General features: G+C 39.3%; 34 protein-coding genes. 13 read left to right on the top strand and 21 right to left on the bottom strand.

Features of this window, described 5'->3' with window-relative positions:
* Positions 1–255: 255 nt before the first annotated feature.
* Both NST66_RS15110 and NST66_RS15115 read left to right on the top strand, forming a co-directional pair.
* Positions 256–1,389, top strand: coding sequence for a processed acidic surface protein (locus tag NST66_RS15110; protein WP_028414435.1), 1,134 nt, complete (start codon positions 256–258; stop codon positions 1,387–1,389).
* A 1-nt stretch (position 1,390) separates the two neighbouring features.
* Complete coding sequence (locus NST66_RS15115) at positions 1,391–2,116, top strand: class D sortase (protein WP_028414436.1); 726 nt, start codon at positions 1,391–1,393, stop codon at positions 2,114–2,116.
* 31 nt (positions 2,117–2,147) lie between these two features.
* Here NST66_RS15115 and NST66_RS15120 read toward each other — a convergent pair whose 3' ends face one another.
* Complete coding sequence (locus NST66_RS15120; RefSeq protein WP_033580552.1) at positions 2,148–2,939, bottom strand: sulfite exporter TauE/SafE family protein; 792 nt, start codon at positions 2,937–2,939, stop codon at positions 2,148–2,150.
* Positions 2,940–3,251: 312 nt separating this feature from the next.
* Between NST66_RS15120 and NST66_RS15125 the strand changes: the two genes are divergently transcribed.
* Together NST66_RS15125 and NST66_RS15130 are read left to right on the top strand one after the other, a co-directional pair.
* Positions 3,252–3,821 carry a GNAT family N-acetyltransferase gene (locus NST66_RS15125; RefSeq protein ID WP_049165487.1) on the top strand — a complete coding sequence of 190 codons (570 nt, stop codon included), beginning with the start codon at positions 3,252–3,254 and terminating at the stop codon, positions 3,819–3,821.
* 191 nt (positions 3,822–4,012) lie between these two features.
* Positions 4,013–4,228 (top strand): hypothetical protein, encoded by a 216-nt coding sequence (locus tag NST66_RS15130; protein WP_162200722.1) that lies wholly within the window; start codon positions 4,013–4,015, stop codon positions 4,226–4,228.
* Here NST66_RS15130 and NST66_RS15135 read toward each other — a convergent pair.
* A complete protein-coding gene (locus tag NST66_RS15135) occupies positions 4,221–5,045 on the bottom strand; it encodes a 5'-nucleotidase, lipoprotein e(P4) family (RefSeq protein ID WP_028414438.1) in 825 nt (274 codons plus the stop codon). The genes NST66_RS15130 and NST66_RS15135 overlap by 8 nt on opposite strands.
* 417 nt (positions 5,046–5,462) lie before the next feature.
* Here NST66_RS15135 and NST66_RS15140 point away from each other — a divergent pair, with 417 nt between their 5' ends.
* On the top strand, positions 5,463–6,095 hold the full coding sequence (locus tag NST66_RS15140) for a YitT family protein (RefSeq protein WP_028414439.1): 633 nt from the start codon (positions 5,463–5,465) through the stop codon (positions 6,093–6,095).
* Between the two features lie 40 nt (positions 6,096–6,135).
* Here NST66_RS15140 and NST66_RS15145 read toward each other — a convergent pair whose 3' ends face one another.
* Positions 6,136–7,134, bottom strand: a complete 999-nt coding sequence (locus tag NST66_RS15145) for an NADP-dependent oxidoreductase (RefSeq protein WP_028409240.1) — start codon at positions 7,132–7,134, stop codon at positions 6,136–6,138.
* Between the two features lie 128 nt (positions 7,135–7,262).
* On the opposite strand from NST66_RS15145, the gene NST66_RS15150 reads away from it, so the two are divergent.
* Positions 7,263–7,490, top strand: a complete 228-nt coding sequence (locus tag NST66_RS15150; protein WP_013057853.1) for a hypothetical protein — start codon at positions 7,263–7,265, stop codon at positions 7,488–7,490.
* A gap of 88 nt (positions 7,491–7,578) precedes the next feature.
* Here NST66_RS15150 and NST66_RS15155 read toward each other — a convergent pair whose 3' ends face one another.
* Positions 7,579–8,013 (bottom strand): hypothetical protein, encoded by a 435-nt coding sequence (locus tag NST66_RS15155; RefSeq protein ID WP_033580550.1) that lies wholly within the window; start codon positions 8,011–8,013, stop codon positions 7,579–7,581.
* A 251-nt stretch (positions 8,014–8,264) separates the two neighbouring features.
* Between NST66_RS15155 and NST66_RS15160 the strand changes: the two genes are divergently transcribed.
* Positions 8,265–8,723: a GyrI-like domain-containing protein gene (locus NST66_RS15160; protein WP_047750500.1), complete on the top strand. Its 459-nt coding sequence runs from the start codon at positions 8,265–8,267 to the stop codon at positions 8,721–8,723.
* Between the two features lie 28 nt (positions 8,724–8,751).
* On the opposite strand, the gene NST66_RS15165 is transcribed toward NST66_RS15160, so the two are convergent.
* Both NST66_RS15165 and NST66_RS15170 read right to left on the bottom strand, forming a co-directional pair.
* Positions 8,752–9,225 carry a hypothetical protein gene (locus tag NST66_RS15165; RefSeq protein ID WP_033580548.1) on the bottom strand — a complete coding sequence of 158 codons (474 nt, stop codon included), beginning with the start codon at positions 9,223–9,225 and terminating at the stop codon, positions 8,752–8,754.
* A 98-nt stretch (positions 9,226–9,323) separates the two neighbouring features.
* On the bottom strand, positions 9,324–9,449 hold the full coding sequence (locus tag NST66_RS15170) for a hypothetical protein (RefSeq protein WP_016764808.1): 126 nt from the start codon (positions 9,447–9,449) through the stop codon (positions 9,324–9,326).
* Between the two features lie 304 nt (positions 9,450–9,753).
* Between NST66_RS15170 and NST66_RS15175 the strand changes: the two genes are divergently transcribed.
* A complete protein-coding gene (locus NST66_RS15175; protein ID WP_033580547.1) occupies positions 9,754–10,638 on the top strand; it encodes a YitT family protein in 885 nt (294 codons plus the stop codon).
* Between the two features lie 38 nt (positions 10,639–10,676).
* On the opposite strand, the gene NST66_RS15180 is transcribed toward NST66_RS15175, so the two are convergent.
* The 9 genes from NST66_RS15180 to NST66_RS15220 form a co-directional block, all read right to left on the bottom strand.
* The gene (locus NST66_RS15180; protein WP_049165493.1) at positions 10,677–11,435 is read right to left on the bottom strand and encodes a cytochrome c oxidase assembly protein; all 759 of its coding nucleotides are present in this window, start codon (positions 11,433–11,435) and stop codon (positions 10,677–10,679) included.
* A complete protein-coding gene (locus tag NST66_RS15185) occupies positions 11,428–11,910 on the bottom strand; it encodes a DUF2243 domain-containing protein (RefSeq protein ID WP_033580545.1) in 483 nt (160 codons plus the stop codon). The genes NST66_RS15180 and NST66_RS15185 overlap by 8 nt, the downstream gene beginning before the upstream one ends.
* 1,069 nt (positions 11,911–12,979) lie before the next feature.
* Positions 12,980–13,390 (bottom strand): disulfide oxidoreductase, encoded by a 411-nt coding sequence (locus NST66_RS15190; RefSeq protein ID WP_028414446.1) that lies wholly within the window; start codon positions 13,388–13,390, stop codon positions 12,980–12,982.
* Entirely contained in the window at positions 13,390–14,097 is a 708-nt protein-coding gene (locus tag NST66_RS15195) for a DsbA family protein (protein ID WP_340843450.1), read from the bottom strand. Before NST66_RS15195 ends, NST66_RS15190 begins: the two co-directional genes overlap by 1 nt.
* A gap of 36 nt (positions 14,098–14,133) precedes the next feature.
* Positions 14,134–14,985 (bottom strand): M56 family metallopeptidase, encoded by an 852-nt coding sequence (locus tag NST66_RS15200; protein WP_028414448.1) that lies wholly within the window; start codon positions 14,983–14,985, stop codon positions 14,134–14,136.
* A gap of 3 nt (positions 14,986–14,988) precedes the next feature.
* Positions 14,989–15,402: a BlaI/MecI/CopY family transcriptional regulator gene (locus tag NST66_RS15205; protein WP_028414449.1), complete on the bottom strand. Its 414-nt coding sequence runs from the start codon at positions 15,400–15,402 to the stop codon at positions 14,989–14,991.
* A gap of 84 nt (positions 15,403–15,486) precedes the next feature.
* Positions 15,487–15,624, bottom strand: a complete 138-nt coding sequence (locus tag NST66_RS15210; RefSeq protein ID WP_028414450.1) for a YvrJ family protein — start codon at positions 15,622–15,624, stop codon at positions 15,487–15,489.
* 55 nt (positions 15,625–15,679) lie between these two features.
* Positions 15,680–15,892, bottom strand: coding sequence for a DUF2922 domain-containing protein (locus tag NST66_RS15215; RefSeq protein WP_013057867.1), 213 nt, complete (start codon positions 15,890–15,892; stop codon positions 15,680–15,682).
* Positions 15,893–15,907: 15 nt separating this feature from the next.
* Positions 15,908–16,126, bottom strand: a complete 219-nt coding sequence (locus NST66_RS15220; protein ID WP_013057868.1) for a DUF1659 domain-containing protein — start codon at positions 16,124–16,126, stop codon at positions 15,908–15,910.
* A 118-nt stretch (positions 16,127–16,244) separates the two neighbouring features.
* Here NST66_RS15220 and NST66_RS15225 point away from each other — a divergent pair, with 118 nt between their 5' ends.
* Positions 16,245–16,688 carry a hypothetical protein gene (locus NST66_RS15225; RefSeq protein WP_028414451.1) on the top strand — a complete coding sequence of 148 codons (444 nt, stop codon included), beginning with the start codon at positions 16,245–16,247 and terminating at the stop codon, positions 16,686–16,688.
* A 38-nt stretch (positions 16,689–16,726) separates the two neighbouring features.
* Here the strand turns inward: NST66_RS15225 and NST66_RS15230 are convergent, their stop codons facing one another.
* Both NST66_RS15230 and NST66_RS15235 read right to left on the bottom strand, forming a co-directional pair.
* The gene (locus NST66_RS15230) at positions 16,727–16,873 is read right to left on the bottom strand and encodes a hypothetical protein (protein ID WP_165351766.1); all 147 of its coding nucleotides are present in this window, start codon (positions 16,871–16,873) and stop codon (positions 16,727–16,729) included.
* 157 nt (positions 16,874–17,030) lie between these two features.
* Positions 17,031–18,353 (bottom strand): AlbA family DNA-binding domain-containing protein, encoded by a 1,323-nt coding sequence (locus NST66_RS15235; RefSeq protein WP_033580541.1) that lies wholly within the window; start codon positions 18,351–18,353, stop codon positions 17,031–17,033.
* 148 nt (positions 18,354–18,501) lie between these two features.
* Here NST66_RS15235 and NST66_RS15240 point away from each other — a divergent pair, with 148 nt between their 5' ends.
* Positions 18,502–19,056, top strand: coding sequence for an HAD-IIIA family hydrolase (locus NST66_RS15240; RefSeq protein ID WP_034267866.1), 555 nt, complete (start codon positions 18,502–18,504; stop codon positions 19,054–19,056).
* On the opposite strand, the gene NST66_RS15245 is transcribed toward NST66_RS15240, so the two are convergent.
* Positions 19,007–19,582, bottom strand: coding sequence for a poly-gamma-glutamate hydrolase family protein (locus tag NST66_RS15245; protein ID WP_034267864.1), 576 nt, complete (start codon positions 19,580–19,582; stop codon positions 19,007–19,009). The two genes, NST66_RS15240 and NST66_RS15245, sit on opposite strands and share 50 nt — an antisense overlap.
* A 237-nt stretch (positions 19,583–19,819) precedes the next feature.
* Between NST66_RS15245 and NST66_RS15250 the strand changes: the two genes are divergently transcribed.
* Together NST66_RS15250 and NST66_RS15255 are read left to right on the top strand one after the other, a co-directional pair.
* Positions 19,820–20,353 carry a TetR/AcrR family transcriptional regulator gene (locus NST66_RS15250; RefSeq protein WP_034267861.1) on the top strand — a complete coding sequence of 178 codons (534 nt, stop codon included), beginning with the start codon at positions 19,820–19,822 and terminating at the stop codon, positions 20,351–20,353.
* Positions 20,350–20,676: a DMT family transporter gene (locus NST66_RS15255; RefSeq protein WP_013057875.1), complete on the top strand. Its 327-nt coding sequence runs from the start codon at positions 20,350–20,352 to the stop codon at positions 20,674–20,676. The genes NST66_RS15250 and NST66_RS15255 overlap by 4 nt, the downstream gene beginning before the upstream one ends.
* 97 nt (positions 20,677–20,773) lie before the next feature.
* Here the strand turns inward: NST66_RS15255 and NST66_RS15260 are convergent, their stop codons facing one another.
* Together NST66_RS15260 and cspD are read right to left on the bottom strand one after the other, a co-directional pair.
* Complete coding sequence (locus NST66_RS15260) at positions 20,774–22,351, bottom strand: peptide chain release factor 3 (protein ID WP_028414456.1); 1,578 nt, start codon at positions 22,349–22,351, stop codon at positions 20,774–20,776.
* 242 nt (positions 22,352–22,593) lie between these two features.
* Entirely contained in the window at positions 22,594–22,791 is a 198-nt protein-coding gene (gene cspD / locus NST66_RS15265) for a cold-shock protein CspD (RefSeq protein ID WP_013057877.1), read from the bottom strand.
* A 327-nt stretch (positions 22,792–23,118) separates the two neighbouring features.
* On the opposite strand from cspD, the gene NST66_RS15270 reads away from it, so the two are divergent.
* On the top strand, positions 23,119–23,841 hold the full coding sequence (locus NST66_RS15270; protein WP_231099203.1) for a DUF421 domain-containing protein: 723 nt from the start codon (positions 23,119–23,121) through the stop codon (positions 23,839–23,841).
* Positions 23,842–23,918: 77 nt separating this feature from the next.
* Here the strand turns inward: NST66_RS15270 and NST66_RS15275 are convergent, their stop codons facing one another.
* A complete protein-coding gene (locus NST66_RS15275; protein ID WP_182029500.1) occupies positions 23,919–25,406 on the bottom strand; it encodes a hypothetical protein in 1,488 nt (495 codons plus the stop codon).
* Between the last annotated feature and the right edge of the window lie 511 nt (positions 25,407–25,917).

Raw genomic sequence — 25,917 nt, forward strand, 5'->3', positions numbered from 1 at the left:
CTAAGTGCTGTTCTTTTTTGATGTTTCTTTATATTTCTGCTTTGTCAAAAAAATTATAAACCTTTTTCTTTATTTTCCCCTTTTTTCTACCTAGGGCTTTCCGCTCCCTTCCATATGGTATTCTCAAAATATATAGTTCTATAAATACCTTAAATTACCACTATATTCAAGGTATATATAATATAAGTATATATTGTAAATTTATAACTCTTACTATATAATCTTGTAGAAAACGTAAAAAAAAGGAGAAAATTGATGAAAAAACTGGGGACAATTTTATTATCATTTCTGCTGTTTGTTGGCGTATTTCCAACGTCTTCATTCGCAGCCGCGTCAACATTTGACGCAGACTTCAACAAATATTTAAAATCCGTAAGCCAAACGCGAGGTTTTGAAGTAACCAAAGACGACGTTGAATATTCACTTTCACTGTATGACGATAGTCTTGAAAACTACGATACAATCGCAGATTTAGAAGATTTTTTAGGTGAACCGATTGCAGCTGACTTACATAACGTGCAAGATTTGTATGCAGATTTTGACTTAGACAAAACAAGCTTAAATGCGTTATTAAAAGAGAACGGCCAAAGCTTAGACGATTATGTGTACCTAGATGATTTATACGATGATGTCGGCTTCTATCTAGAAGGCGATGACTGGTATGAAGATGATGAGTCATATGACGAAGAAGACACTTCTTACGATGATGAATTAAGTGAAGAAGATTTAAGCGGCTTACTATCATTTATGCAGTCTGAATTAGGCTTAACTTCAGAAGAGTTAAATCGAATTGAAGCACATTTTACATCGTTAGAAGATGAGCTTTCAAATGAAGCAACGCTTAACCGCTTAGATCAATTAGGCGAGCGCTTAGCGGCATTCGAAGATTTTGATACAGCAACAGAATTATCTGCTGATCAAATCGCTGAATTAATGTCTATTTATAAAGAAATGCTATCAATCTTCCATTTAGACGCTAAATTTTCACTTGTACAAGGCGGAAATGAAAGACCGCTTTCTCTTACTGATTTAATCAACTTAGAAGAATTAAAAAATGCAAGTCTAAAAATTTCTCTTTATACAACAGACGGTAAATTTTTAGCAGACATGGTGATCACAGGCGATATGTTTAATTCTGATATCATCACAGATACAGGAAAAGAAGTAGAAAAATCTGCTGAAGCTGTAGCAAAACCAGCTCAAGCGCAAAAACCAGCAGTGGAAAAGAAACAAGAACCGGAGAAGCAACAAACGAATAGCGCTGTACAAAAAACCGTTAAAGGCGGAAAACTTCCGGAAACGGCTTCTAATTATGTAACCAATACATTAATTGGATTAGTGCTTGTAGCCGCTGGCTTTGTTCTTTTCCGCAAAGTGAGACGCGCATAAAATGGAACCAAGAAAAACAAGAAGAACAATCAATCGTAAAAAGCGGTTGATTGTTCTTTCCCTTTTAGCCGCTGTCATCTGCTTTGGTCTTTGGTTTACAACAACAAACGCCTATAAATTTGCAAGAGGCTATTTGGCATTTAAAACAATGGATACAGAAGAACCAGCCGCAGCTTCAGTCTCTAAAAGCAAGGACTCATCAACAGCAGACTCTTCTGCTGAAGCTTCTTCTGTTGAACCCAAAAAAGCGGTACACTCTCGTACTGCTAGCTCAGAAAAAAAGCCGAAAGTGTCAAATGTGTCTTATCCGAAACAGCCAAAAATCGGTGATTTAATGGGAGAACTATATATTCCTAAATTAAATGCGAAGCTGCCAATTTATCACGGTACGAACGAAGATGAATTAGAAAAAGGCGTCGGTCATTTTGCGGGAAGCGTGCTGCCTGGTCAAAACGACAATTCTGTTCTATCAGGACATCGCGATACGGTTTTTCGTAAGCTTGGCGACGTGGGTGAAGGCGATTCGCTTGTGGTAAGTACAGCAGCAGGCACCTTCACATACAAAGTAAACAAAGTACGAATTGTGGATGCGGATGACCGGACCGTTATTGTGCCAAAACCTAGAGCCACTTTAACCGTCAGCACCTGTTATCCATTTAACTACGTTGGTTCAGCACCTGAACGCTATATTTTAGTCGCTCACCTTGTTGCATCAACAACAAAATAAAAAAGCTGCCCTTAAAGAGGCAGCTTTTTTTTTAATGAATAGATTTCATTAGTAAATCAAACCATATTTTCAACGAAGTCGCCGTAATAACGACTGCTAAGATCACTTGCAGCGACGCTACCTTCGTCTTTTGCCCGACAAAAGCGCCAATCGGAGCTGCTAGTAAGCTTGCTCCAATAATCATAAGCGCCGGAAGCAAAAGGACTTGATGCGTCATTACTTTACCGAATGTTGTTCCCATAGACGAAATAAACGTCACGGCTAATGAGCTTGCAATCGTTACGCGCACAGGAATTTTTAACACGGTAATCATAATAGGAACAAGTAAAAATGCGCCTCCTGCTCCGACAATTCCCCCGCAAATTCCAACTAAAAACGCCAGGGCTGCTGCCAAAGGTTTTGAAAACGTCACTTCGAATGAATCGGCCGCTGGATTATTTTTTTTGGGCATAAACATTAATCCTGCAGCAATTGTTGCCATCACGCCGTAAATGAAATTGATCATTCCTTCTGAAAACGAGTTTGATAGCGTTGAACCAATGAGACTACCAACTAAGACACTGACGCCCATATATAAAATTAACGGTTTATTCAAATAGCCGCCCTTTTTATAAGCAAGAGCTCCTGAAACGGAGGCAAACAGCGACTGCACAGCTCCTATACCAGCTACTTCGTGCGCGCTGAATATTCCCACTCCTACAAGAGGCGGAACAAATAGCAACAGCGGGTACAAAACAACTGACCCTCCAATTCCAAGCATACCTGCTAAAAATGACCCGAAAAACCCGAGTGCAAATACCGTTATTAATAGTTGTACATCCATGTTTTTACCACCTGCTTTTATCAATCCAATATCATGTTTGTTAGAAAGTATGTATACATACAACGCCTTATCTCTTCTTCCATTGTATCACTGTATATGCTTCTTTTCTGTAAAAATATTGATAAAAGTGCTTTCAATTATTAATTTTTTTAATCATTAAAATCCTATCGACTTTATGCGTTATTTACGTTTAGCTCAAACTTCCTCGTTCTCCGCTCTGCTACTTGTGGTAGAATAAAGAAAAACTAGATGTTAGAACTGCCTACACGCTACGCTTATCTCAGCAGGCCCATCATCACAGGAGGCTTTCGTATGTTTGAATACAAAATTGATGACGAAGTTAGTTTGCATTTAATTGAATCAACTGACGCTTTCCCCTTGCTTTCTCTTATTAACGAGTCAAGACCTTACCTAAAAGAATGGCTCCCATGGGTAGATAGCATGCAAAGTATTGCTGACTATGATGAACTCATCCCTGAATGGAGAGCTCAATACTATAATAACCAAGGGTTCCAGGCGATCATTCGGTACTACGGAGAAATCGCCGGAATGATTGGTTTCCACGGAATTAATTGGGGAAATAAAAGTACAAGTCTCGGCTATTGGATTGGACATGATTTCCAAGGAAAAGGCATTATGACAAGAGCCGTACACGGATGCCTGAATTATGCATTTAATACGTTAAACCTTCATCGAGTCGAAATACGCTGCGGCATTAATAATGAAAAAAGCAAAGCCATCCCTACGCGTCTAGGTTTTACGGAAGAAGGCATTTGCAGAGAAGGTGAATATCTATATAATCACTACCACGATCTTGTAATTTATGGCATGTTAAAACACGAGTGGAAGCAAGCTCCTTATGCTCCGTGGCTTCTTTCTTAAAAAGCAGGATCATTTGTACAAGCTATCGTTTAAATAGGGTATAGTAAAAAGATTAAAAGAAGCTGGGACAACAATATGTGAGTTGAAGAGAAATCCGAACGAGGTTGATTCTTAATGAAGAATCAACCTCGTTCGGATTTTTTATTGTGATGCTGAACACAGGTTTCATTCAATGCAGGTGATACCAACTGTTGATTGGAGGGCAAGACGAAGACTCCTGCGGGAAAAGCGGAATAGATGAGACCCCGCAGGAGAGAAGCGACGAGGAGGCTCATCGGCCGCCCGCGGAAAGCGAAGTCTTGTACGGAAATCAACAGCGGTGTAACAAGCGGTTCAGCTCATGTATCCAATTTTTTCGCCTTTTGATTGGAGCGATTTCGTTATGTTTCAACCTATTTTTTAATTAAAATATTGAAGCTGTTCGCGGCGAAGCTTATCTTTTTGTTTGTCCGAAATTGAGTAGTCGTAGTTATAAATAGCTCCTTCCCAATCTCCATACATTGGATTTGGAAACACAATTAGCTTTTGACCAAATGCTTCTTTTTGTTCTTCTACAAGCTTATTTCGATCGTTCATCGACTTTTTATCAAAGCCGCTAAAATCAGATAAGTTATCACCAAACAGCAGGACTACATTATGATTCGTCGCTACTTTTTGACGGCGCGTTTCTTTTCCTTCGTCTTTTGGACCCGTCAACAGCACATGGTCTTTGGTTGCTTGAGGAATATGTAAATTCTTTAGGTTTTTAATTGTTGCCTCAAGCTGAGAAGTTGTACGGCCTGAAATGTAGTAAATATCTACACCTTTTTGATCTGCATACGTCAAGAAATCGACAGCACCTGGCACTGCTTTCGCTTTTGCTGCTTGCACCCATTCATCCCACTTATAAGGGAATCCTTTACCCGTTTTGATGGCTGAAGCTTGAAATGGGCTATTATCAAGCACGGTCTCATCTAAATCCAAAATAATGGCAGGCTTTTTATCGGTACTTTTTGCAAGCGCCTCATCTAAACGAAGCTTCCCTGTATTATAGCCTTGGTAATACAAAGCTTTCATTTCGCCGGATGTCTGGTACCAAGCGTCCGCCATAATTTGCTGATCAGCTAGATTTTGAACGGGTTCTTTTTTCTCAGCAGAAACCTCTTTTTCCTGCTGAGGGGCACATGCTGTAAGCGAAAAAGCAAGTACAGCCACCCCTGTCAACGCTGATAATTTCTTATTCATTTTGCATCCACTTCCATCTCTACATATTTTCATGCTAATAATGTTATATATTACCTCAATCAAACAAAAAATCAACACAAATACGAATAATATTTTAATTAATAATTAAAATAGTTCGTTTTAACTGATATTCCTTCCCTTTTTTTGACCATTATCCAAATATTTGTTTATACATTTTCCAAAATCCGTTTTTCTCATTCTTTCTTTTTAATCTTTTTTTAGAAACATATCGGCTTATCACTCATTTGCTCCAGAAGAACTCAATAAATCTGAATTATCTAACTTTTTATCTTGTGTTAGATTCTCTCACAAAAGTGCTTTTTTTTGAAAAGATATATAGTAAAATAGATTTTGTGAATTAAAAGACGGTGTTTTCTATCGAAAGTATTGTATAAATATACAAAAGGGGATGGAGATATGAATCACGTAAAACAATGGGGGTGGATTACCTTTGGCTGCTTATGCGTTGCCATCGGAATTCAATTTTTAACCGCTTCTAACCTCGTTATTGGCGGAACGGCAGGACTTGGCATTGTGCTGCAGCATTTAACCGGTATTTCATTTGGGGTATTGTTCTTTATCATCAATCTACCGTTTTATTTTATGGCTCTTACACAAATTGGACTGCAGTTTACGATAAAAAGCTTCATCAGCGTTAGCTTGATGTCAGTGATGTCCGATTTATTAGCTGCCAACTTTTCATTTGCACTTCCGCATCCGCTTGTAGCCGCGGTTATGGGCGGCATTATCGTCGGCATTGGACTAATCTTTTTGTTTCGTCACGGCTCTTCTCTTGGCGGAATCAACATGCTATGCGTGTTTCTTGATAAGAGATTTGGCATTAATCCAGGTAAAACAATGCTTTTGACAGATGTGTTGATTGTAGGCTCTGCAACAGTGGTATTCGGCGTAGTTCAAGTTCTTTATTCGTTAATTGGTATTTTTATCATGACAGGACTGCTTGGACGCTATCACAAACGCTCGCCAATCGAACGAACTGGTGAACATATTGAAGAAGAAGCCAAGCAACAAACGGCTTCAACTATGTAAAAAAACCGTGCGGAAATGATCCCGCACGGTTTTTTTACGCTTATTCTGCTACTTTTACAAGCTGTTTTCCTAAGTTTGCTCCTTCGAATAACCCAAGGAACGCTTCAGGTACATTTTCAAAACCTTCTACAACGTTTTCGCTGTACTTGATTTTCCCTTGCTGCACCCATTCGCCTAACTGCTTAATGCCTTCAGGGAATTTGTCAGCATAGTCGGCTACGATAAACCCTTTCATTAGCGCACTGTTAATTAATAAAGGTGTTTGAACACGTGGTCCAACATCTTGTTTTTCTAAGTTATACAGTGAAATTTGGCCGCAAAGTGGAATGCGCGCAAATTTATTTAATAAGCTAACAACTGCATCTGAAATCTCTCCGCCGACGTTTTCAAAGTAAACATCAACTCCATTAGGACACGCTTCTTTCAATGCTTCTTTCACATTTCCTTTTTTATAATTAATCACTTCATCAAATCCGAGCTCATCTTTTAAATAAGCAATTTTATCTTCAGAACCTGCGATGCCGACAACACGTGCGCCTTTAATTTTAGCGATTTGACCAACAACAGATCCAACAGCACCTGCTGCACCGGAAACGACTACTGTTTCGCCTTCTTTTGGCTGACCGATTTCAAGCAGTCCAAAATAAGCTGTGAGACCAGGCATACCAAGAACGCCGATAGCCGTTGTAATTGGCGCTAGCTCTGGATCAACTTTCTGTAAGTTTTTTGCTTCTGCGGCTGAATAGCGTTTCCAAGGAAGCATACCCGTCACGATATCGCCTTCTTTAAAGCGATCTGATTTTGATTCCGTTACGCGTGCTACAATGCCGCCTGCAAGCGGTGCGTTTAGCTCAAATGGAGGAACATATGATTTTGTATCGTTCATGCGTCCTCTCATATACGGATCAACAGAAAGGTAAAGTGTTTGAACAAGTACCTCGCCTTCTTTCGCTGTAGGCATTTCAATTTTTTCGTATTTAAACGTATCTTTTGTTGGCATTCCCTTTGGGCGTTCTGCTAATAAAATTTGTTCATTCATCGATATCGCTCCTTTTTATTTCTCTGTTTTTTGTAAAATGTGCTAAACTTACCTTTGTTATTTTAAATTATATATTGTGCACAACGCAAAAAATATGATTGTGCAATAACACCGAAGGAGAAAAAGACATGGAGCTAATTCGCTGTAAAGAAAATGTTGTTAAAAAACTAAACGAGTTTGTTGAAGTAACTCCCCCCGTTATTTTGTTTAAAAAAGGCAATATGTATCCGATTAAAATGGATATCAACTATAACTGGATTGCCACGGATGAACAAGGTCATGAGCATATTGTCGCTTCAAACACAAAGAATGTGCAGGACGACTACTGGTTTAGCTACCATTTTGACTTATATTAAGGAGTTTCCCGGATTTACTCTTCGTAAACGTTATATAAATAAAGTGTTGCATCAGTAAAAAAACAGCGCCAGAATTTTGGCGCTGTTTTTATGTAGTAATCGCAATTGCACGGGTAGTCGTTTGAACGCTCACCCCAGTTGAAGAACGGACAAAAAATTCCATTCTGACTGAGTACGTGTATGTGCCAATTGATGCTACTGTATCTACCCATGTAAAAGAAAGAGCATTTTGCTGAGTAAATGACAGTGTTAGAACGGCTGCAGCTCCTTGCTGTAAATTCTGTGAAAACAAAAGCTGAGAATTTCTATATACTCTAAGTGTTACCCCGTATTGATAACTAGTTAATCCAAGAGGAATGTTTGCTTCAATTGTCGCAAACCCATCTATTTTCATCTTCTGATTGTTTTTTTTCGTCTCAGCATTTACTGTTAAAATGCTTGTTTCAGAACCGTAAGTCAACGACTGAACGCTTTGAGACTGCGATGAAAATATATTCAGCTGGCTTTGAATCACGTCTCCCATTACTTTCCCTCCCTTTATTTATATGGAATATACGGTAATAAAGTATATACTTACCTTTTAGTTTACATGACTAAGAGTTCAAAGACCTCCTTAAACCAGCTTGTTAAAACTATTTCTTAATTCACAAAAGCTGGCTACTGTAATGTTCCATTTTCTGCATCGATATCTACTTAAGATTATGTTACAATCACGGTAAAGTAATTTATGATTGATAGAATAAAAGCTAGAGCTTGAAAAATTCGAGGTGGATTATGCAAGGTAAAGTTGTATACAAAGAAGGATTTTCAGTGATAGGCATAGCAAAAAACGGAGAGTATCAAAAAGAGAATCTTTTGAAGCAAATACTTAAAGAAAAAGAAATGATTACTTCTTCAAAAGAACCTCATATGATTACAGGCATTTGCATGGCTCCGAAAAGAGAAAATTATTTTTATATTGCAGGTACAGAAGTGGCTGATACGGCTTGTATTCCAAGCGGTATGAGCGTTCATACGTTTCCTTCGTTTACATACCTGCAGTTTAAACACAGAGGTCCCATTACATCGCTTGGGTCGACGTATAACAGCATCTGGAATGAATGGCTGCCGAACTCTCCTTACAGCATGATTGAAGGTCCTGCTCTTGAAATTGTAAATACAGCTATACACGGCAATTTATATAGTGATACATATGAAATGGATATTTATATTCCCATAAAGCTTGGACATTAAAAAAGGTGAACTTACGTTCACCTTTTTCCTATTTTTGCAGCTGTTTATATAAATGATAAAGAGTAAAAACGCACTCTGGATGACGCTCTTTATGGTTAAAAAAGCCATGGGGAAACATGAGTGAAAGATTCCCTTTTTCAATTCCGGTCACATACTTGTTTTCCATAAGCGGATATTCTTTCACAACCCAGCGCGCTTCATCAATCGTAGACGTAACCACCTCACCAAAGTATACGCCCATACACTCTTCGAATTCTTCTTTTGTCATTGAAAAATAGTCAAAGCGATCGTCGTCTTCTAGATCATAGTAAAGAAGCTCTAATATTTTCAAACTTTCATCTGTAAAATCAACGGTGAATTCAGCTACCGCTTTGCTTATTTCATGAATGTGATTCATGCACTGTTCGCGCACTTGATGATAGTAATAGCTAGCTTCAAACTGATGTTCACACGTCACTAGCGATTCTCCGTATGATGCTGTTAGATCATGATGCTTGCTCATGCTGACACCTCCACGCTAAGCTTATGGAGCAAGTATAACATTAACCAAGCTACTATTGAGCATCTTCCATTAACAACCTATTCGCGGCAATATTAGGTTCACTTCTTACTCATTATTCTGCCGTACACAAATCCTCCGCTAACAAGAAGAATACCGCTAATTAATACGCTGCTTAAAAAGATTTGCGAATGCATCAAGTGATTATACATCATCCACACGCTCATTTCGTCATCTCCTTTTGGCCTTTTTTAACTAGTATCCCCGATTTTCTTGCCGCACATGCCGGCATTTTCATCATTTTTTCATCAAGCCTCTATATAGTGAAAACTGTGAAGCCAATCATACTTTTCTTCATCGTTTTACTCCTTAAAAAGCCTGCTTATGACTCTAAAGCAGGCTTTTTTTATAGGTTGAAACAAGTAATTAAGCCGTCTATCCCCACTAATTGTGCATAGTAAGGTATAATTAAAGATAGTTTCACTTTTCTAAAGTGAGAAATACATAGGAGACATCAAAGGAGACATGCAAATGACAGAACTCGAAAAAGCGAAAATTCAGCACCGAAAGCTGTCCAAGGGACAGGTATTCGGTAGGGCTATCGCTATTGCGATCGGTGCCCTGCTCATGGCCACAGGACTTGAAATCTTCCTTGTTCCAAACCACGTTGTCGACGGAGGAATTACCGGTATTTCCATCATGCTTTCGCATATTACCGGCGTAAATCTAGGAATCTTTCTTTTTGTACTAAATCTTCCGTTTGTATTTATCGGGTACAAGCAAATGGGAAAAACATTTGCCCTTTCCACTATTTTTGGCATACTGGTTTTATCCATCTTAACTTCTAGGTTTCACCATGTCCCCGCGTTTACCGCAGACGTTCTCCTTGCTACCGTTTTTGGAGGGATTATTCTCGGAATTGGAATTGGACTCGTAATTCGCTACGGCGGAGCGCTTGACGGTACGGAGATACTTGCCATTTTAATCAGTAAAAAAATTCCGTTTTCTGTAGGAGAAATTGTAATGTTTTTCAACTTCTTCATTTTAGGAGCAGCGGGATTTGTGTTCACGTGGGACCGCGCCATGTATTCTATCCTTGCGTACATCATTGCGGCTAAAGCCATTGATACAGTTGTAGAAGGATTGGAAGAATCAAAATCAGCTTGGATTATTAGTGATCATTCTGATGACATCGGCGATGCGATTAATGCGCGTCTAGGTCGAGGCGTTACCTATTTGCACGGTGAAGGTGCTTATACGGGCGATGATAAAAAAGTGATTTTCTGCATCATTACGCGCCTTGAAGAATCAAAGCTAAAAACCATTGTTGAAGATTTTGACCCTACTGCCTTTTTAGCCGTTGCAGATATTACCGAAGTCCGCGGCGGACGCTTTAAAAAACGAAACATTCACTAAAAAAACGCGCAGAAAGCATGATGCTTTCTGCGCGTTTTTTATGTAAAAGAGACTTTTTGAACCCGCTTAAACCATTCATAACAAAGAAGTAAAATTAAACATAAGTCGATTAAATCGCCTCCGTAATACATCAGCATAGCCCCTTGCTGCGCCTCTTCTGCCGAGACGTGCATAGGCGGGTGAGCGTACACATATTTTGATAAAATACCGTGGGCGGCAAGAGCAAGAACCAATACGGACGCTCGGTGCGTAAAAGCTTTTTGATGCGGCGAAGGATCAATTGAAATCATCGATACGGTGAACAAATAGCCGGCTAAAAATACGTGAATATGTACAGCGACATGCACGAAAAAAGAGTGATGCATCATGCCATACAGACTTGTTGTATAAAGAATCCAAAGTCCTCCTACGTTAAGAACAGAAGCTGTCACCGGACTGCTGATGAACCGAACAAACCGCCCTTTTAAAAGTTTTGACACCTTTCTGGCTGCATGAACCGGAAGCGTGCGAAGCAGCAGTGTAAGAGGTGCTCCTAACGCCATTAAAAGCGGAGCTAGCATACCTAAAAGCAAATGCCCCGTCATATGCGCGGTAAAGTCCATATGAGCACGGGCTGCGAGCGGTCCTGCTACAGAAGATATGGCGCATAAAATACCAAGTGTCCAGCTGGACGTCCTATATAATGACCATTTTCTATACGTTGCATTTGAAGACGTTACAGCCCACACGTATAAAAAAAAGGCAGCGACAAAAGGCAAGGCTAATAAAAGCTGAGATAGTACTTCATATTTAATCATGATGTGCACCTTGTTTACGTGTAAACCATGTTAAAACGATGCCAATAAGCAGCATCAAACATGCAAGTACATTCCACGTAATGTCGTAAGGTGCAATCTTCACTCCGTACCGAATTTGGTGAAGGCCCATAAGCTTATGCTGAACGGTCCCGTCATAGAGCTGAAACGCCCCGGCTCCAAGCAATATTCCTCCTATCCACCTTTTCACCCACCAGCCGCCCCGGCGCCTTAGATCTGCCACCATAAAAAGTGATGCGATTGTAGCGAACCAGCTGAATGCATGAAACAAACCGTCTGACACTAAACCAGCGGACGTTGTGGACTTATCATAAAAATGATGCCAATGAAGCAGCTGATGAAACACTGCTTCATCAATAAAAGCAACTAACCCTACGCCAAACAAAAAGCCTGACCAGCTATTTCGAGCGCGGTGAACCACGCGCTGATTTGCAGTTGCTTCGTGCTTCTTTTCCATATATATATCCCTCCCTGCCAGTTCTTTAAGTTTATATCGATTCTAATGAACGTATACCCTATTAAAGAGAAATGAATCTATAATATGGAAAAATAGGAGCTATATCCTAACCTCGTTTTCATTATCTTTTCACCATAAAGGTATAGGATAGTATTTGCGAAGCCAATTAGCATATTTTTTCATAGTTTTACTCCCTTTCTAATGACCTGTTTCCCCAAAGCAGGTCTTTTTTATATCCCGCTTCTCTTTTCACCATTTTTTCACCATAAAGGTATAGGATAGTACTTGTGAAGCCAATTAGCATATTTTTTTCATAGTTTTACTCCTTTTGAAGACCTGCTTCCCCAGAGCAGGTCTTTTTTTATATCCAGTTTCTTTTTTCATCATTTTTTCACCATAAAGGTATAAGATAGTACTTGCGAAGCCAATTAACATATTTTTTCATAGTTTTACTCCCTTTCTAATGACCTGTTTCCCCAAAACAGGTCTTTTTTATATCCTGCTTCTCTTTTCATCGTTTTTTCACCATAAAGGTATAGGATAGTACTTGCGAAGCCAATTAGCATATTTTTTTCATAGTTTTACTCCTTTGTGAAGACCTGCTTCCCCAGAGCAGGTCTTTTTTTGTTTGATGTTTCTTTTCACTGTTTTTTCACTATTCGGCGGTAAGATAGTACATGTAAAGCCAATTAGCATATTTTTTCATAGTTTTACTCCCTTTCTAGTGACCTGTTTCCCCAAAACAGGTCTTTTTTTATTTTTTCTAAAAGCTTCCATCTTTTCACCGTTTTTTCACTTTTCTTTTGTATACTAAGTTTGTCAAAGCAATTTCATCATTTTTCATAAATGACCCCTATTTATTCCCCGCTTTTTGTGAGCGGGGCTTTTTTTATAAGAAAAGCATATTTTTTAAAAAAGCTTTTCTCTTTTCACCGTTTTTTCACTTTTCTTTTATATACTGTTCTTGTCAAAACAATTTCATCATTTTTCATAGATGTACCCTATTTGCACCCGCTTCTTGTAAGCGGGACTTTTTTTGTTTTCAGATAAAAAAAGCTTAACCCGGAGGTTAAGCTTTTTTCATCTGCTTGCGAAGAACAAGCATCATAATCGTAATAATGGTAAACGCAATAAACGCTAAAAAAGGAATGGTGATAAATCCAAGCCAGTTAATATATTGACCTGAGCAAGGAACACCGCTTGTACACGTTTCAAATGCTTTAAGAGCCGGTATCTTCTGCAGGCAATAATGATAGCCTGAAAGCGCCATACCAATCACCGAAAACGGCAGGACGTATTTGTAGATGAACGTATCATTCCGGTACACGGCTACACCTAGCACAATCGCGAGCGGATACATTAAAATTCGCTGATACCAGCAAAGTTCGCACGGGATAAAGTGAAGAACTTCACTAAACGTCAAGCTTCCAAGCATCGCGATAAGCGCTGTAATCCACCCGAAAACTAAAGACTTGTTCATTATTTGTTCTCCTTAGCCGCATCTTTGACCATTTGATCAAAGTCATCGATTGTTTTTCCTTCGAATTTTTTGCCGCCTACATAAATGGTTGGTGTACCTGTGATGCCTAAGTCATTGGCTGTCTTCATATCTTGATTAAACGCATCTTTTCCTTTTCCGTCTTTAAATGCACTCGCTACTTTTTTCGCATCGGCATCGCTTGACACTTCTTTCAGCGTATCTTCTAAGTAAGATTCCGTTAAGACATCTTTCTTTTCGTCCGCTGAGTTTTGCTTTTTATAAAGAAGTTCATGGAATTTCCAAAATGTATCGTTTCCAAGCTCTTTGTATACCGTTTCGGCGAATTCTGCTGCACGAGAGGAGTCGTTGTTGATAAATGCATAGTTCATAAAGTAGAATTTCACTTTACCTGTATCCACATAATCTTTTTGAATCAGCGGGAAAAAGGATTCCGTGAAGTTTTTGCAAGCCGGGCATTTGTAATCTCCAAACTCTACCACTTCTACCGGAGCTGACTCTTTTCCAAGATACGGCTGATTATCATATGTAAGAGCGGCCTTTTCATCTCCTCCGCCCTTTGACATATTCGAAAGGACGATTAACCCTAAAATACAGACCGCAATAATTCCAATCACCCAAAAAATCCACTTGCTTGAGGATGTTTGCTGATTGGGCGTTACTTTTTTCTTTTTCTTTGCTTTTGACACAATCTCATCTCCTTCTTTTCTTTCTCTCTTACAAACTTACAAAGCTGTTAGAGCTGTAAAAATCAGCGCACACAAAATAAAAAACACGTATAGCGACGTCAGCGTTAAAATAACAGGAGGCTGCATCGGCATTTTCGTTTCCGGATTTAAAATATATTGAATGCGATAATTAACAGACGTATCAGCAAACGATACGTGCGCACACGAGAGACTTGTCTGTCCCGTTTTCACCATTTTTAAAAGCGCGCTGCCGATGTGAGCAGGCGTGCCATTTTTCACAATGGCATCTTGATCAGCCAGCACTTCACGCATAACTTTGAAGCGTTTATGGCTCCATTTAATAAATGGAATATACCATAATGCAGAGGCAAGCGTACTTAGTAAAAACGTTTTGAGCGGGTCTTTGTTTGCAACGTGCGACTGCTCGTGATAAATAACGGCTTCGAGTTCATTTTCATCAAGCACCGACAGCAACCCTGTAGACAGGACGATATGCGGTGTAAACAGCCCCATCGTTAAGGCAATGGGCTGATCTGTCGTTAAGACCGTTAAATCCTTTCCGTACGCTTTTTGCAGGTCAGCCGTTGTTGTTTCATCTCGCAGCTTCGTAATCATTTTACGGACTTTCCGCATTTGAATCACTTGCTTTACAGCTTTAATGAACAGTACAAACATCGTGTGAAAAATAACGGCATTCAGCATGTATTCAATAAAAAACAAGCCGAAAAAGTGGGCTACTTTGTTACAAAGTAAAATTAAGTTAAACGATAAATTCCATCCAAACAGCAAATGCAGCACATACATCCCCATTTGCATAAGCAACGTCACGGCAATAAAAAAGCACAGGTTAAAAATAAGCTTAGAACGCTTTAGTATTCCTTGATTCATTGATTATTCATCCTTTTTTAACTGTTTGACTTTTGATTCGAGCATACTTAACAGTGAATCATCGACTTCTTCTAGCGCATCAAGCATATGAGTAACAGCAAGCGAGCCAAATTCATCGATCAATTCGTGCGTTAACTCTTTCGACTGAGCGTCGATAAATTCCTCTTTAGAAAGAATCGGCTGATACATCGACGTACGTCCTTTTAAACGCTTTTGCAACACGCCTTTTTCCACCAATCGATTCATAACGGTCATAACGGTGTTGAAGTTAACTGTTTTTTCTTTCTCAAGCACGTGCTGCACGTCTTTAATGGACATTTCACTTCCGTTCCATAAAGCCGTCATAATTTTTGCTTCAAGCGGGCCAAAAAAGCGATTAAGGCCGGTTTCGTTAAATTTGAATTTTTCAATTTTCATATTCGACACCTCACACTACTAATTGTAGTGTGAGGTGTCGAATCCGTCAACTTTTCCATGACAACCGCCTTACAATTGTCATAATCACTTTTTTACTTCATCGGTTAAATGCTGAATGGACAGCACAACTGTATCGAGCTTGGCTTCGATTCGGTGAAGTAAATAAAGCGTCACCACAATAGGAAACCCAACGTCTGAAACAAGCGTAAACCACTCTGCCATCTTCCTCTCTCCTTTTAAAAAAGCCCTTCGCACCGAAGTGGAAGGACTTTCATTTTTAAATCGTAAATTCGGTTACATTTCGCTCGACAATTTGGGCGCCTTTTCTGGCAACGAGCGCTCCGCCGCTTGAAGTAAAGACATCGCTTGCGATCAGCGCGTTCATTGCTGCTGTGATGGCTGCTGCGTCTAACGTATCTTTTGGTGATTCAATCGATAGGCTTACTGCTTTTTGTGACTCATTCAAAAACTGCATCGTTAAAGTTTTCATACTCTACCTCTTTTCTTATTTTAAAAGTGAAAACGTGACAACTTCGTTGATTTCAACAAGCGGCAGCGACTGCAGGCTGGCGATGGTTTCGCTTGCTGTAATGAGTGCATCTGCAGAACTTCCGGGCTGAATGTTCATATAGGATTTTGTCTTTAAATCGGGTTTTCCATCCTCTTTTATTCCTTGTTCTAATACTAAGCGAAGCTGGCTTGAATGCTGAATTTTTTCTGCCATCTTTTATTCCCCCTTTCACTTTATATATAGAAATGGAAATAGGAAAGAGGGATGATGGAAACATAAAAATTTTTGGTTTATAATGGGAGATAGTCTGAGTTAGAAAGAGGCTTTGGTAATGAGAAAGTGGAGCTTTTTATTTTTTGTTCTAGCATTCATGCATCCAGCTTCAGCACTTGCTGATGACGGTGCAGATGAAAAAAAGCTTGGTCCGTTTTACTACACGGTTTCTCATGATTATAGTCGAGAAAAATGGGATGTAGGGGTGTTAAATCAGCAAGACAAAACGAACATTCCTGAGACTGATTTGAACGATGAAACGCTAAAACTGTTTCAAAGCACGGTTGATGATTTAGCAGAGCTCGCGATTCGATTTGCTGCTATGAGCGTACTGCTTGTATGTTCACTCGTTGTTTTTACGTACTTTCGCATTCAAAAAAAACGCCCTTTTCTCCGCTTGTTTTTTATTTTTTCAAGCGTTGGCTTTCTATTTTGCGTCTATACATCATTGGAGTTATTTAAAAAAACTGAACAAGCAAAATCTTTATTTTACTTACTATGACTTGAAACCCAAAAAAACCAGCCGATTGGCTGGTTTTTTCATGCATTTCTTACGGTTATGTAGTTCTGTTCATACGTCATTTCTTCCGTTTGCTTTTGCTGCTCCAAATGATAATAAGCAGCGCATACTCCTCCTAGACCAGCAAGTGCTAGGACAATTAGAAGTATGGATGTCGCTTTTTTCATTACTTTTTCTCCCCTTATGTTTAACCCTACCTAGCAACGGCAGCTGTAAAAAAGAGTCCCCTTTCTCTTCTTTACTTGCTCATTACTTACGAAAGATATTATCATACTTTTTTTCATTTTTGTCATTTTTTTAGCTATTGTCAAAAAATTGTATATTTTATACTCGGTTTAACGAATGTTTAAGAAAGTCCATGGACTGGTTTTTTGAAAGGCCAAACGCCGTTACGATATAATCAACGTAGGCAAGAAGCTCGACGTTTCCCCCTAGTTTTGTTGTTTTAAATGATTGATTAAACCGATACTGCTTTTTATCTGAAAAGACGAGCCCTTCTTCTTCTAGAAATGTTTGAAACTGCTGATGCGGAAAGTAAAGCACATCATTTCGAACGTTCTCTAAATCAATTACAATAATCATGTCTTCGAGCTCAGTTTTTAGTTCCATCATACAATCGATGTATCCGCCGATGCAGCTGATTAAAGATGTAAGAAAAAAGGGTCCGTTTATATATTGAAACTGCTCAAAAATCGTCTCATCAATGTAGCTTGAAATGCTTGATTTCAGCACGTCATGAATTTGTTTTGGTTCTTCCATATACGGAATAGGAATGTGAAACTTAGCTGATCCGTTATAAAACTGCTCCCACGCAATTGTTTTATCGTATGCATCAATTACATCTGTGCTTCGAAAAATGATGGATTCCGCTGAATAAGAAGCTTTGACAAACGGTGTATGCAGCATCACCATACTCTCGTCGTCCAAACGATAGTGTTTTGGTTCGCTAGACTTGCTTAAAATATATTGCTTTAACCGTTCTTCTTCCATTTGTTCGATTAAATGCAAATCATATAGTGGCAGCACGTACATATTACACATCCCGTAATGAATATAGCTTTTCCCGTGCATCGGCCACTTTCTGTTATAGATAGACAGTTCTTTTGTGCAAAATTCCTCTATTCGCTGCGTTTGATCCTCCGATTTTTGATAAAGACGATCTAAATGATAGCGATCATCGATTTCCGTAACGGGAGATGTGCCGCTTCCAATTCTTCTGTAAATTTTCCCGTAAGACATGTACGGAGGGTTCGGACCTTCGGGAATCCAAATAACAAAGACACCTTGCCCGGGGTGATCTTCAGGTGATAAAAAGCGCGTAACGATACGAGGAATGGGGTTGGTGACATCTTTCAGCATATTATTAATAAACAGCTCATATTCCTTGCGCTCGAGCAGGTTAATGGAATGGTCGTCTTCATCTACGCCAAAAATAAGCCACCCTCCTTTTTCATTGGCAAACGAAGCGATGATATTTGGGATTTTCCGTTTGACCGTTGAGCTTACTTCGCGCTTGAACTCAAGCTGATAGCCTTCTTCTAAATGTTTTTCCATCATGCGCTGCACATCTGAAAACTCAATTTCTCCAATTGTTTTTTTCTTTCCGTCTTCGCTTATAAATGGTGAATAAAACGATTCTTCGTTCACTTGTCTTCCCCTCCTCACCACTTCTATTTAACTTATCCATATGATGAGAAGTAAAAAGACAGTCATATTTCTTTGATTTTTTTCAAAAAACAAAGTTTTTACCAAATTCATCCTGTTTTATATTATGATAGAAAAAGAGGTGAATAACATGATTGAAGCAATATTTTTAGACCGAGACGGAACGATTGGAGGCAGTAATGACATTCAATATCCAGGTGATTTTCAGCTGTTCCCCCAAGCAAAGCAAGCGATTAAAGACATAAAGAAACAAAACATTCCGCTGTTTTCCTTTACGAATCAGCCCGATGTTGCAAAAGGAAAGGTAAATAAATCACAGTTTATCTCTGAACTTTTAGCTTTTGGATTTGATGATGTTTACCTTTGTCCTCATGAAGATTCAGACGCCTGTTCGTGCCGCAAACCAAACCCCGGCATGCTGTTAAAAGCAGCGGAGGAGCACAGCTTAAATTTGGCTAACTGCATCGTGATTGGCGACAGGTGGAAAGACCTAGTAGCGGCCAGTGCAGCAGGCGCTCACTGCATTTTAGTGTTAACAGGTGCCGGGCATGACACGTTACATGAACGAGAAAAGTGGGCTGATGTACAACCAACTCTTATTGCAGCCGATATACAGGAAGCTGTTGAATTTATCTTTACATCACTGAGTTCACAGCCGATACTATCGCATTCACATACTCGTTGAACAGCTGCTCATCCTGTAATAATTGTTCATACTGCGGAGTGGTGATTTCAAGCTGCAGTCCTTTATGCCGCTGATTGTCGTTGGCGATATTTCGAGGTGAAACGCCTTTTAAATGTACGGGCGTTTCACTGATCGGAAAATTCGAAAGTGCTTGACGCACCGCTTTTTCTAACTTTTCGTCTCTTCCTCCAATATAAGTTGTGCAGACATCGCTATAGGCACCGTGAAGAGAAATTGTGATCTCTGATTTTTTCACAAGATGACGCGCCATTTCTTCATCGTAGTTTGCAGACGTAACATGTAATTCAAACGGATTTTCTGTTTTCAGCGTTTTAAATACGTACACCGTTGCGTTCAGCTTTTCTGCTATTTTTTCCGCTACTTCTTCTGTCCCAATTTCCATCGTTCCCCCGTGAATCGCAAGCACGACAATTTCTCTCCGGCGAATGACACATTTTATTTCGTAATCAATTCCGGCTCGTTCGCACTGTGATAATTCTTGAAAACTTTGATACACATCCCTCATCGGTTTCTTCACACCTTTCTTTTATCTTTCATATACCCAGGCTTTAATTTTCCTTTTTCTTCATATAGTAAAAGTAGTAAAGGGATTAACCCTTTATTTACGCGTTCATTTTTGTTTTTATACTTTATATTTTAGTGTGCACAAAAATTTTTTTTGAAATTCGAAATAAAAGTATTGCCAAACAAACCGTCCAGACGGTAAAGTATTCTAGGGAAAATCAAAAAGGAGGAAATTCATGTGTCTACATATGATGATATATTGCTTGGGGCCACTCAGGTTGTGCAGCGTGACGGCGTTGGAAATTTGACGCTTGAAAAAGTAGCAAAAGAAGCCGGTGTTAGTAAAGGCGGCTTGTTGTACCACTTCTCATCAAAAGATGAATTGATTCAGCAAATGCTGCATTCAGTCACAAAGCAATATGATGACGGGCTACACGTGCAAATTGAACATGACGATGCTCCTGGCAAATGGAGCCGGGCTTATCTCGCTGAGACGCTTCATGACCTTCAGCGTGAACAAGCGATGAGCGCAGGGTTGCTTGCAGGTATTGCAACGAATCCTGAACTTCTGCAGCACCTTCAAACACACTACAAAAAGTGGCAGCACCATATTGAACAAGATGGCATTGACCCTGTCCTTGCTACCATTGTGCGCTTAGCAGCCGATGGATTATGGTTCAGCCAAATGTTTGGGCTCGCACCCGTGGATCCAGACATGCAAAAACAGATTCAACAACAACTTCGGAAATTAACAGAGGAGGGTTTTCGATGAAAGCCTATTTATTTTTAGCAATTGCAATTAGTTCAGAGTTATTTGGTACATCTATGTTAAAAGCATCAAACGGATTTACAAAATTTTGGCCTAGTCTTGGTGTTTTATTAGGATTTGGTCTTGCTTTCTATGCGCTTTCCACATCGCTTCAGCACATTCCGCTCAGCGTTGCATACGCCATTTGGTCTGGTGTAGGAACTGCTGTGACAGCTGTGATTGGTGTAGTCATTTGGAAAGAAAGCGGCAGTCTTACGATGGTATTTGGCATCGTATTAATCATTGCAGGAGTCATTCTTTTAAATTTAAAATCAGTGGCTCACTAAAAAAAGAGCCAGTAAATACTGACTCTTAAGCAAAGGAGGAAAATCGACTGTCTACTTATGAAAGTAGTATGTATCGTTTTCCTTTTTTTATACTCTTTTATAGATTAAACGGATCTAGGAATTTAACAGATGGATATTTGTCCTGGAACAAACGCCATACAAAATCGTTTTCAAACATAAGAACAGCATGCTTATCACGATCTTCTACTAGCATCACGCGAGAATCTAGCATGCGATCTTCAATTGTTGCTTTGTCTACCCATTTTGCAATGTTGTGAGACATGCGTGTGAATTCAAGATCGACATTGTACTCACCTTTCATACGATGTTCAAATACTTGGAACTGAAGTTCACCCACTGCTCCTAAAATATAATCTCCAAAGAACGGCGTACGGTAAAGCTGTACCGCCCCTTCTTGTACAAGCTGATTAATTCCTTTTTCAAAATGTTTAGATTTCATGGCATTTTTCGCACGAACTTTTACAAACAGTTCAGGCGGGAACTTTGGAAGAGCGTCGAATTCGAATACTTTTCCCTCTCCTACAATGGTATCGCCAATTTGATACGTACCTGAGTCATACAAGCCAATGATATCCCCTGGATACGCTGTGTCTACTGTTTCACGGCTTGAGGCCAAGAACTGATGAGACTGCGCTAACTTCATTTTGCGGTTCGTTCTTGCTAATGTTACGTTCATGCCACGCTCGAATTTTCCTGAACATACGCGTACGAACGCAATGCGGTCGCGGTGAGCTGGGTTCATGTTCGCTTGAATTTTAAAGATGAAACCTGAGAAGTTTTCATCCGTAGGCTGAACGGTGCCATTCGTTGATTCACGAGGCTGCGGTGGTGATGTTAATTGTAAAAATGAATTAAAGAAAGACTGTACGCCGAAGTTCGCAATCGCACTTCCGAAGAAAACAGGCGTTAATAAGCCTTGCTTTACTTTTTCAATTGAAAAATCATTACCTGCTTCGTCTAATAGAGATAAATCATCCACTAAGCCTGGTAAATACATTTCATCGACGTGTTTTTTAATTTCATCGTCGATATTTTCACCGTCAAAGTCTGCAAAATAAGACTCTTTGTTTCCTTGATACACTTCAATTTGCTTTGAAAAACGGTCATACGTTCCTTGGAATCGTTTCCCCATGCCAATTGGCCACGTTACAGGGTATGATTCGATACCAAGTACATCTTCAATTTCTTCAAGCAGCTCAAGCGGCTCTTTTCCTTCACGGTCTAATTTATTGATAAACGTTAGGATGGGAATACCGCGCATACGACAAACTTTAAAAAGCTTAAGCGTTTGTGCTTCAATTCCTTTTGTTCCGTCAATAACCATGACCGCACTATCCACAGCTGTTAAGGTACGATACGTATCCTCACTGAAGTCTTCGTGTCCTGGTGTATCCAAGATGTTAATAAAGTGATCTTTATACTCAAACTGCATAACACTTGATGTAACTGAAATTCCACGCTGTTTTTCAATTTCCATCCAGTCAGATGTAGCAAACTTGCCTGATTTTTTTCCTTTAACCGTTCCGGCTGAACGAATCATTCCGCCCAGTAACAGCATTTTTTCTGTTAACGTTGTTTTCCCGGCATCCGGGTGAGAAATAATGGCGAATGTACGACGTGAATCGACCATCGTTTCTTGAAGTTGGTTGCTCATACGTTTTAAAATCCTTTCTGCTCTACAATTCCTATTTTCATCATTTCATTATACGCTTTTTTTATACTGCGTGACTAGTTTTTTTCATATTTGAATACTTCTGCAAAATCAAAGAAATCGTCAACAAGGTGTAAAAAGCGAACAAGAAAAGACCCCTTTTATAAAAGGGGCCTTCTCCCAGTTTAGTTTAACGACCGACCAGAGAAACGTTCTGCTGATCGGCTTAAACTTTATAAAAAAAATTACTTTTGAACGTTAGCAGCTTGTGGTCCACGGTTGCCTTCAACGATTTCAAATGTAACTTCTTGACCTTCTTCTAAAGTTTTGAAACCTTCGCCTTGGATAGCAGAGAAATGAACGAATACATCGTCTTGTCCTTCTACTTCGATGAAACCGAAACCTTTTTCAGCGTTGAACCATTTTACTTTACCTTGTAACATATCTCTTTTCCTCCTTGTGTGACAATCCACACATTGTGTATTACTCTATTCCTGCTCTTACAATAAGTCAAGACGAACACTTCGAACTATCCTTACCGAACAAAAATAAGCACCTTTATTGTAACAAATTCTCCAAAAAATTTCAAAGGAATTTGCACATTCTTTTTGTTCGCTTCTATCCCTTACCTACAGCCTTTCTACCCCTTTTTAAGCAGCCGAATGTGAACGAATTATCCGCACTTCTTCTTGATGTTTTTTCTTGTATAACGATCCTTTAAATGGATAACGCTATAGAGATAGATACTCTTTCTATTTATGAGAAAGCAGGTGACATCACAACCTATGGAAGACATTCTCATGTCCCTTCTTAGAACCTTTGTTTCTTTTATTATCTTAAGCATTACAACTTTCCTGATTGGAAAACAAATTAACACCCATAACAATCATTTTACGTTTGCGATGTCCATCATTATTGGGTCGTTCATCGCAAATATGGGATTTGATTTAAAATTAAAATTTCTGCCGATGTTCGCTTCTTTTGCTTTTCTTGTGGCTATTCATTTTCTTTTAGCATCAACAGCTCTAAAAAGCAGGCGCTTGCGAAAATGGATTACAGGACGCCCGACGGTTATTATGGAAAAAGGAAAGCTTCTTGAAGCAAATATGAAAAAAGTCAAATATTCCATTGACGACTTGAATCAGCATTTACGAGAACTAGGAACGTTCAACATTGCTGAAGTAGAATTTGCTGTTTTAGAAGTAAGCGGAAAACTGTCGGTATTAAAGAAAACTGCTTATCAAAACATTGCCAAACAGGACGTTTTGTCTAAGCCGTTTAAAGAAATGAATTTACCGGTAGAACTCATCATGGACGGAGAAATTATTCATAAAAATTTAACACCTCAATATACCGAACAATGGATCAACCTTGAACTTTCAAATCGTCAGCTTCAGTTGAACCAAGTGCTGTATGCAGTTGTGTCAACAAATGGCATGCTCTATGTAGATGAGTATAAAGATCAGCTGTCCGCTCCTACAGACAGAGAATAAGGTTGAGACATAACTAAACGAGTTTGATTCTCCATAAAGAATCAAACTCGTTCGGATAAAATACGTTTGTCCCAGTTTTACTGTGCCATTTCTTCAACTGTTCCTTCTTTTAAGCCATAATAGTTCCGCTCAAATCGCTTTATTTCTTGATCATAGCGGCGTACTTTTGCATCGGCTAGCTGGCGGCTTTGTTTTGTTTCTTCAAGCAGCTCGACCTGCTGATTAATTTGAAAAATAGTCGTCGTCAGCTCGTCTTGATAATCATAAATTTCATTTTGAATATCCACGCATACGGGCAAGCGATTTGCTAAAATAAAGTCCGTCATTTGCATAAGCACTTTTTTACGCTCTACTTCTTTCACTTTGCTTTTGACAGCTCGTTCTGCAGAACGGAACGTCAGCCTTACTTTAGAGAAGAAGTCACCTTTAATCGAAAGCTTGCGCTGCAGTTCTTCTACATCCTGTTTTAATGATTCATGCTCTTCAATCATTTTTTGAAGCACAAGCCCTCCGTTTAACGATGTGAGCTCCATTTCATCAAGCTGATGGCGAATGGCTGTTTTGAGCGTTTCAATTTGTTTCACCGTCTTTTTCTCCGTAGCGCGGAGCTGCTTAACATACTGCTCTGTTTTATAAATAAAGTTGTCTAACCGTTCACGATCAAACAGTGACTGCTCTTTCTTTTTTACATAATCTTGATACGTTGTGTGTACAGATGACCACTTGATCAATAGAGACTGATAATTCAACAGCTCATCCTGATGCTCAAGCTTGTACGTCCACATCAGCTGAACAACTACTAATAACAGCGGTAAAAACGTTCCAGCTTCTTTGCGTTTTGCAATAATTTCATGACTTTCAAAGCTCGCCATTAAAAAAAGCGGCGCATTCATACTAAATAGCAGTGCTGGCGGGTAATTAACGGGAATAAAGATACTCATTACGGTTGCCATAAGGCCTGAAATAGCAGGGTATGCGTGCGGAGGAAGCTGTTTGTATAGCTCGATTGTCCCTTTTTTTTGCAGCAGTTTCACAAGCGCTGCCTGCTGATATTCTCCTAATACATCAATCATTCTTTCTTGATACATGGGAGGAAGCTGCTCAATCCAATTCATCAGCTTCTGCTGAAACACAGCTTGCTGACGATTTGTAGCAATCATGTATTGCGAATCAATTAGATGAAAGAACAGTCGGATTTGATGGCGCATTACGTCTTCTAGCGTATGACAGCGTGCAATTGAAAACAGCTCATTGTATTTAGATACAAGCAAATTTCCAATGTTATCGCTTAACTCGTACAGCTCGCCGTTTGTTGTAGCATGGGAAACGGGAAGTTCAAAAAACTTCGCCATTTCAAGCAAAATATGCAGATGCATGTCTACTTCAGGCTGTTTTTCAAGCAATTTCATTTCTTCTACCAATGATGCTTGAAAATCCGTATGCTCCGTTTGCTGATACTGTGCTGACATTTCCGTATAAATGCGGTGGTCACATAACACATAAGCAGCTCTTAGGATATCGCCTTTAGACGTAAGCAACCCATACAATAACTGTTGTCCGTTCATCTTCACACCGTCCTTCATTAAATTTTCTTACTATAGCTTTCTATCATTTTATACTTTTTCTATAAATTCGATGCAATAGTTCAAATTTCCTGTTATCTTTCTTCTTGCTTTCTTAATACGAAGAGTGCCGTCCAACATGACATCAGTGCAGGCGGGATCATCCAAGTCATATATCGCCACTCACCGGTCACAAGCGCCATAATGAGAAAGATGAGCGGAAAACCTATTAGTACTATGATAACACGTGCTCGGCTTACCGATTTTTTCATCGTGCATCGCCCCTTCTGTTCGTCCCTTATTCTTATAATACCCTTTCGCTTCTCTAGCATTAAACACCTTTATAAACCGTTCGTACATTTCTTTGTTTTCTAGACAGTCTATGACATAAGTTTTAAAAAAGAACAGAGGATACCTCTTACTTTGGTGAATCTCGTAAGTAGCTTTTATGTTTTGACAAGCTAAATCGAGAAAAATGTGTTATGGTAAAAGAAAATTTCGTTTTTACTACCTA

It is taken from the genome of Priestia sp. FSL W8-0524, assembly GCF_038005965.1.
GTDB lineage: Bacteria > Bacillota > Bacilli > Bacillales > Bacillaceae_H > Priestia > Priestia zanthoxyli.

Excerpts from the sequence above, each read along its gene's own strand:
- NST66_RS15200 (WP_028414448.1), bottom strand. The coding sequence starts at position 14,985 with ATGAATCAAGGAATACTAAAGCGTTCTAAGCTTATTTTTAACCTGTGC.
- NST66_RS15255 (WP_013057875.1), top strand. The coding sequence starts at position 20,350 with ATGAAAGCCTATTTATTTTTAGCAATTGCAATTAGTTCAGAGTTATTT.
- NST66_RS15135 (WP_028414438.1), bottom strand. The coding sequence starts at position 5,045 with ATGAATAAGAAATTATCAGCGTTGACAGGGGTGGCTGTACTTGCTTTT.
- NST66_RS15180 (WP_049165493.1), bottom strand. The coding sequence starts at position 11,435 with ATGATTAAATATGAAGTACTATCTCAGCTTTTATTAGCCTTGCCTTTT.
- NST66_RS15150 (WP_013057853.1), top strand. The coding sequence starts at position 7,263 with ATGGAGCTAATTCGCTGTAAAGAAAATGTTGTTAAAAAACTAAACGAG.
- NST66_RS15110 (WP_028414435.1), top strand. The coding sequence starts at position 256 with ATGAAAAAACTGGGGACAATTTTATTATCATTTCTGCTGTTTGTTGGC.
- NST66_RS15260 (WP_028414456.1), bottom strand. The coding sequence starts at position 22,351 with ATGAGCAACCAACTTCAAGAAACGATGGTCGATTCACGTCGTACATTC.
- NST66_RS15245 (WP_034267864.1), bottom strand. The coding sequence starts at position 19,582 with ATGAGGGATGTGTATCAAAGTTTTCAAGAATTATCACAGTGCGAACGA.
- NST66_RS15210 (WP_028414450.1), bottom strand. The coding sequence starts at position 15,624 with ATGGCAGAGTGGTTTACGCTTGTTTCAGACGTTGGGTTTCCTATTGTG.
- NST66_RS15120 (WP_033580552.1), bottom strand. The coding sequence starts at position 2,939 with ATGGATGTACAACTATTAATAACGGTATTTGCACTCGGGTTTTTCGGG.
- NST66_RS15215 (WP_013057867.1), bottom strand. The coding sequence starts at position 15,892 with ATGAAAACTTTAACGATGCAGTTTTTGAATGAGTCACAAAAAGCAGTA.
- NST66_RS15170 (WP_016764808.1), bottom strand. The coding sequence starts at position 9,449 with ATGAGCGTGTGGATGATGTATAATCACTTGATGCATTCGCAAATCTTT.
- NST66_RS15125 (WP_049165487.1), top strand. The coding sequence starts at position 3,252 with ATGTTTGAATACAAAATTGATGACGAAGTTAGTTTGCATTTAATTGAA.
- NST66_RS15240 (WP_034267866.1), top strand. The coding sequence starts at position 18,502 with ATGATTGAAGCAATATTTTTAGACCGAGACGGAACGATTGGAGGCAGT.
- NST66_RS15140 (WP_028414439.1), top strand. The coding sequence starts at position 5,463 with ATGAATCACGTAAAACAATGGGGGTGGATTACCTTTGGCTGCTTATGC.
- NST66_RS15145 (WP_028409240.1), bottom strand. The coding sequence starts at position 7,134 with ATGAATGAACAAATTTTATTAGCAGAACGCCCAAAGGGAATGCCAACA.
- NST66_RS15155 (WP_033580550.1), bottom strand. The coding sequence starts at position 8,013 with ATGGGAGACGTGATTCAAAGCCAGCTGAATATATTTTCATCGCAGTCT.
- NST66_RS15175 (WP_033580547.1), top strand. The coding sequence starts at position 9,754 with ATGACAGAACTCGAAAAAGCGAAAATTCAGCACCGAAAGCTGTCCAAG.
- NST66_RS15160 (WP_047750500.1), top strand. The coding sequence starts at position 8,265 with ATGCAAGGTAAAGTTGTATACAAAGAAGGATTTTCAGTGATAGGCATA.
- NST66_RS15275 (WP_182029500.1), bottom strand. The coding sequence starts at position 25,406 with ATGAACGGACAACAGTTATTGTATGGGTTGCTTACGTCTAAAGGCGAT.
- NST66_RS15230 (WP_165351766.1), bottom strand. The coding sequence starts at position 16,873 with ATGAAAAAAGCGACATCCATACTTCTAATTGTCCTAGCACTTGCTGGT.
- NST66_RS15225 (WP_028414451.1), top strand. The coding sequence starts at position 16,245 with ATGAGAAAGTGGAGCTTTTTATTTTTTGTTCTAGCATTCATGCATCCA.
- NST66_RS15115 (WP_028414436.1), top strand. The coding sequence starts at position 1,391 with ATGGAACCAAGAAAAACAAGAAGAACAATCAATCGTAAAAAGCGGTTG.
- NST66_RS15190 (WP_028414446.1), bottom strand. The coding sequence starts at position 13,390 with ATGAACAAGTCTTTAGTTTTCGGGTGGATTACAGCGCTTATCGCGATG.
- NST66_RS15185 (WP_033580545.1), bottom strand. The coding sequence starts at position 11,910 with ATGGAAAAGAAGCACGAAGCAACTGCAAATCAGCGCGTGGTTCACCGC.
- NST66_RS15205 (WP_028414449.1), bottom strand. The coding sequence starts at position 15,402 with ATGAAAATTGAAAAATTCAAATTTAACGAAACCGGCCTTAATCGCTTT.
- NST66_RS15165 (WP_033580548.1), bottom strand. The coding sequence starts at position 9,225 with ATGAGCAAGCATCATGATCTAACAGCATCATACGGAGAATCGCTAGTG.
- NST66_RS15220 (WP_013057868.1), bottom strand. The coding sequence starts at position 16,126 with ATGGCAGAAAAAATTCAGCATTCAAGCCAGCTTCGCTTAGTATTAGAA.
- cspD (WP_013057877.1), bottom strand. The coding sequence starts at position 22,791 with ATGTTACAAGGTAAAGTAAAATGGTTCAACGCTGAAAAAGGTTTCGGT.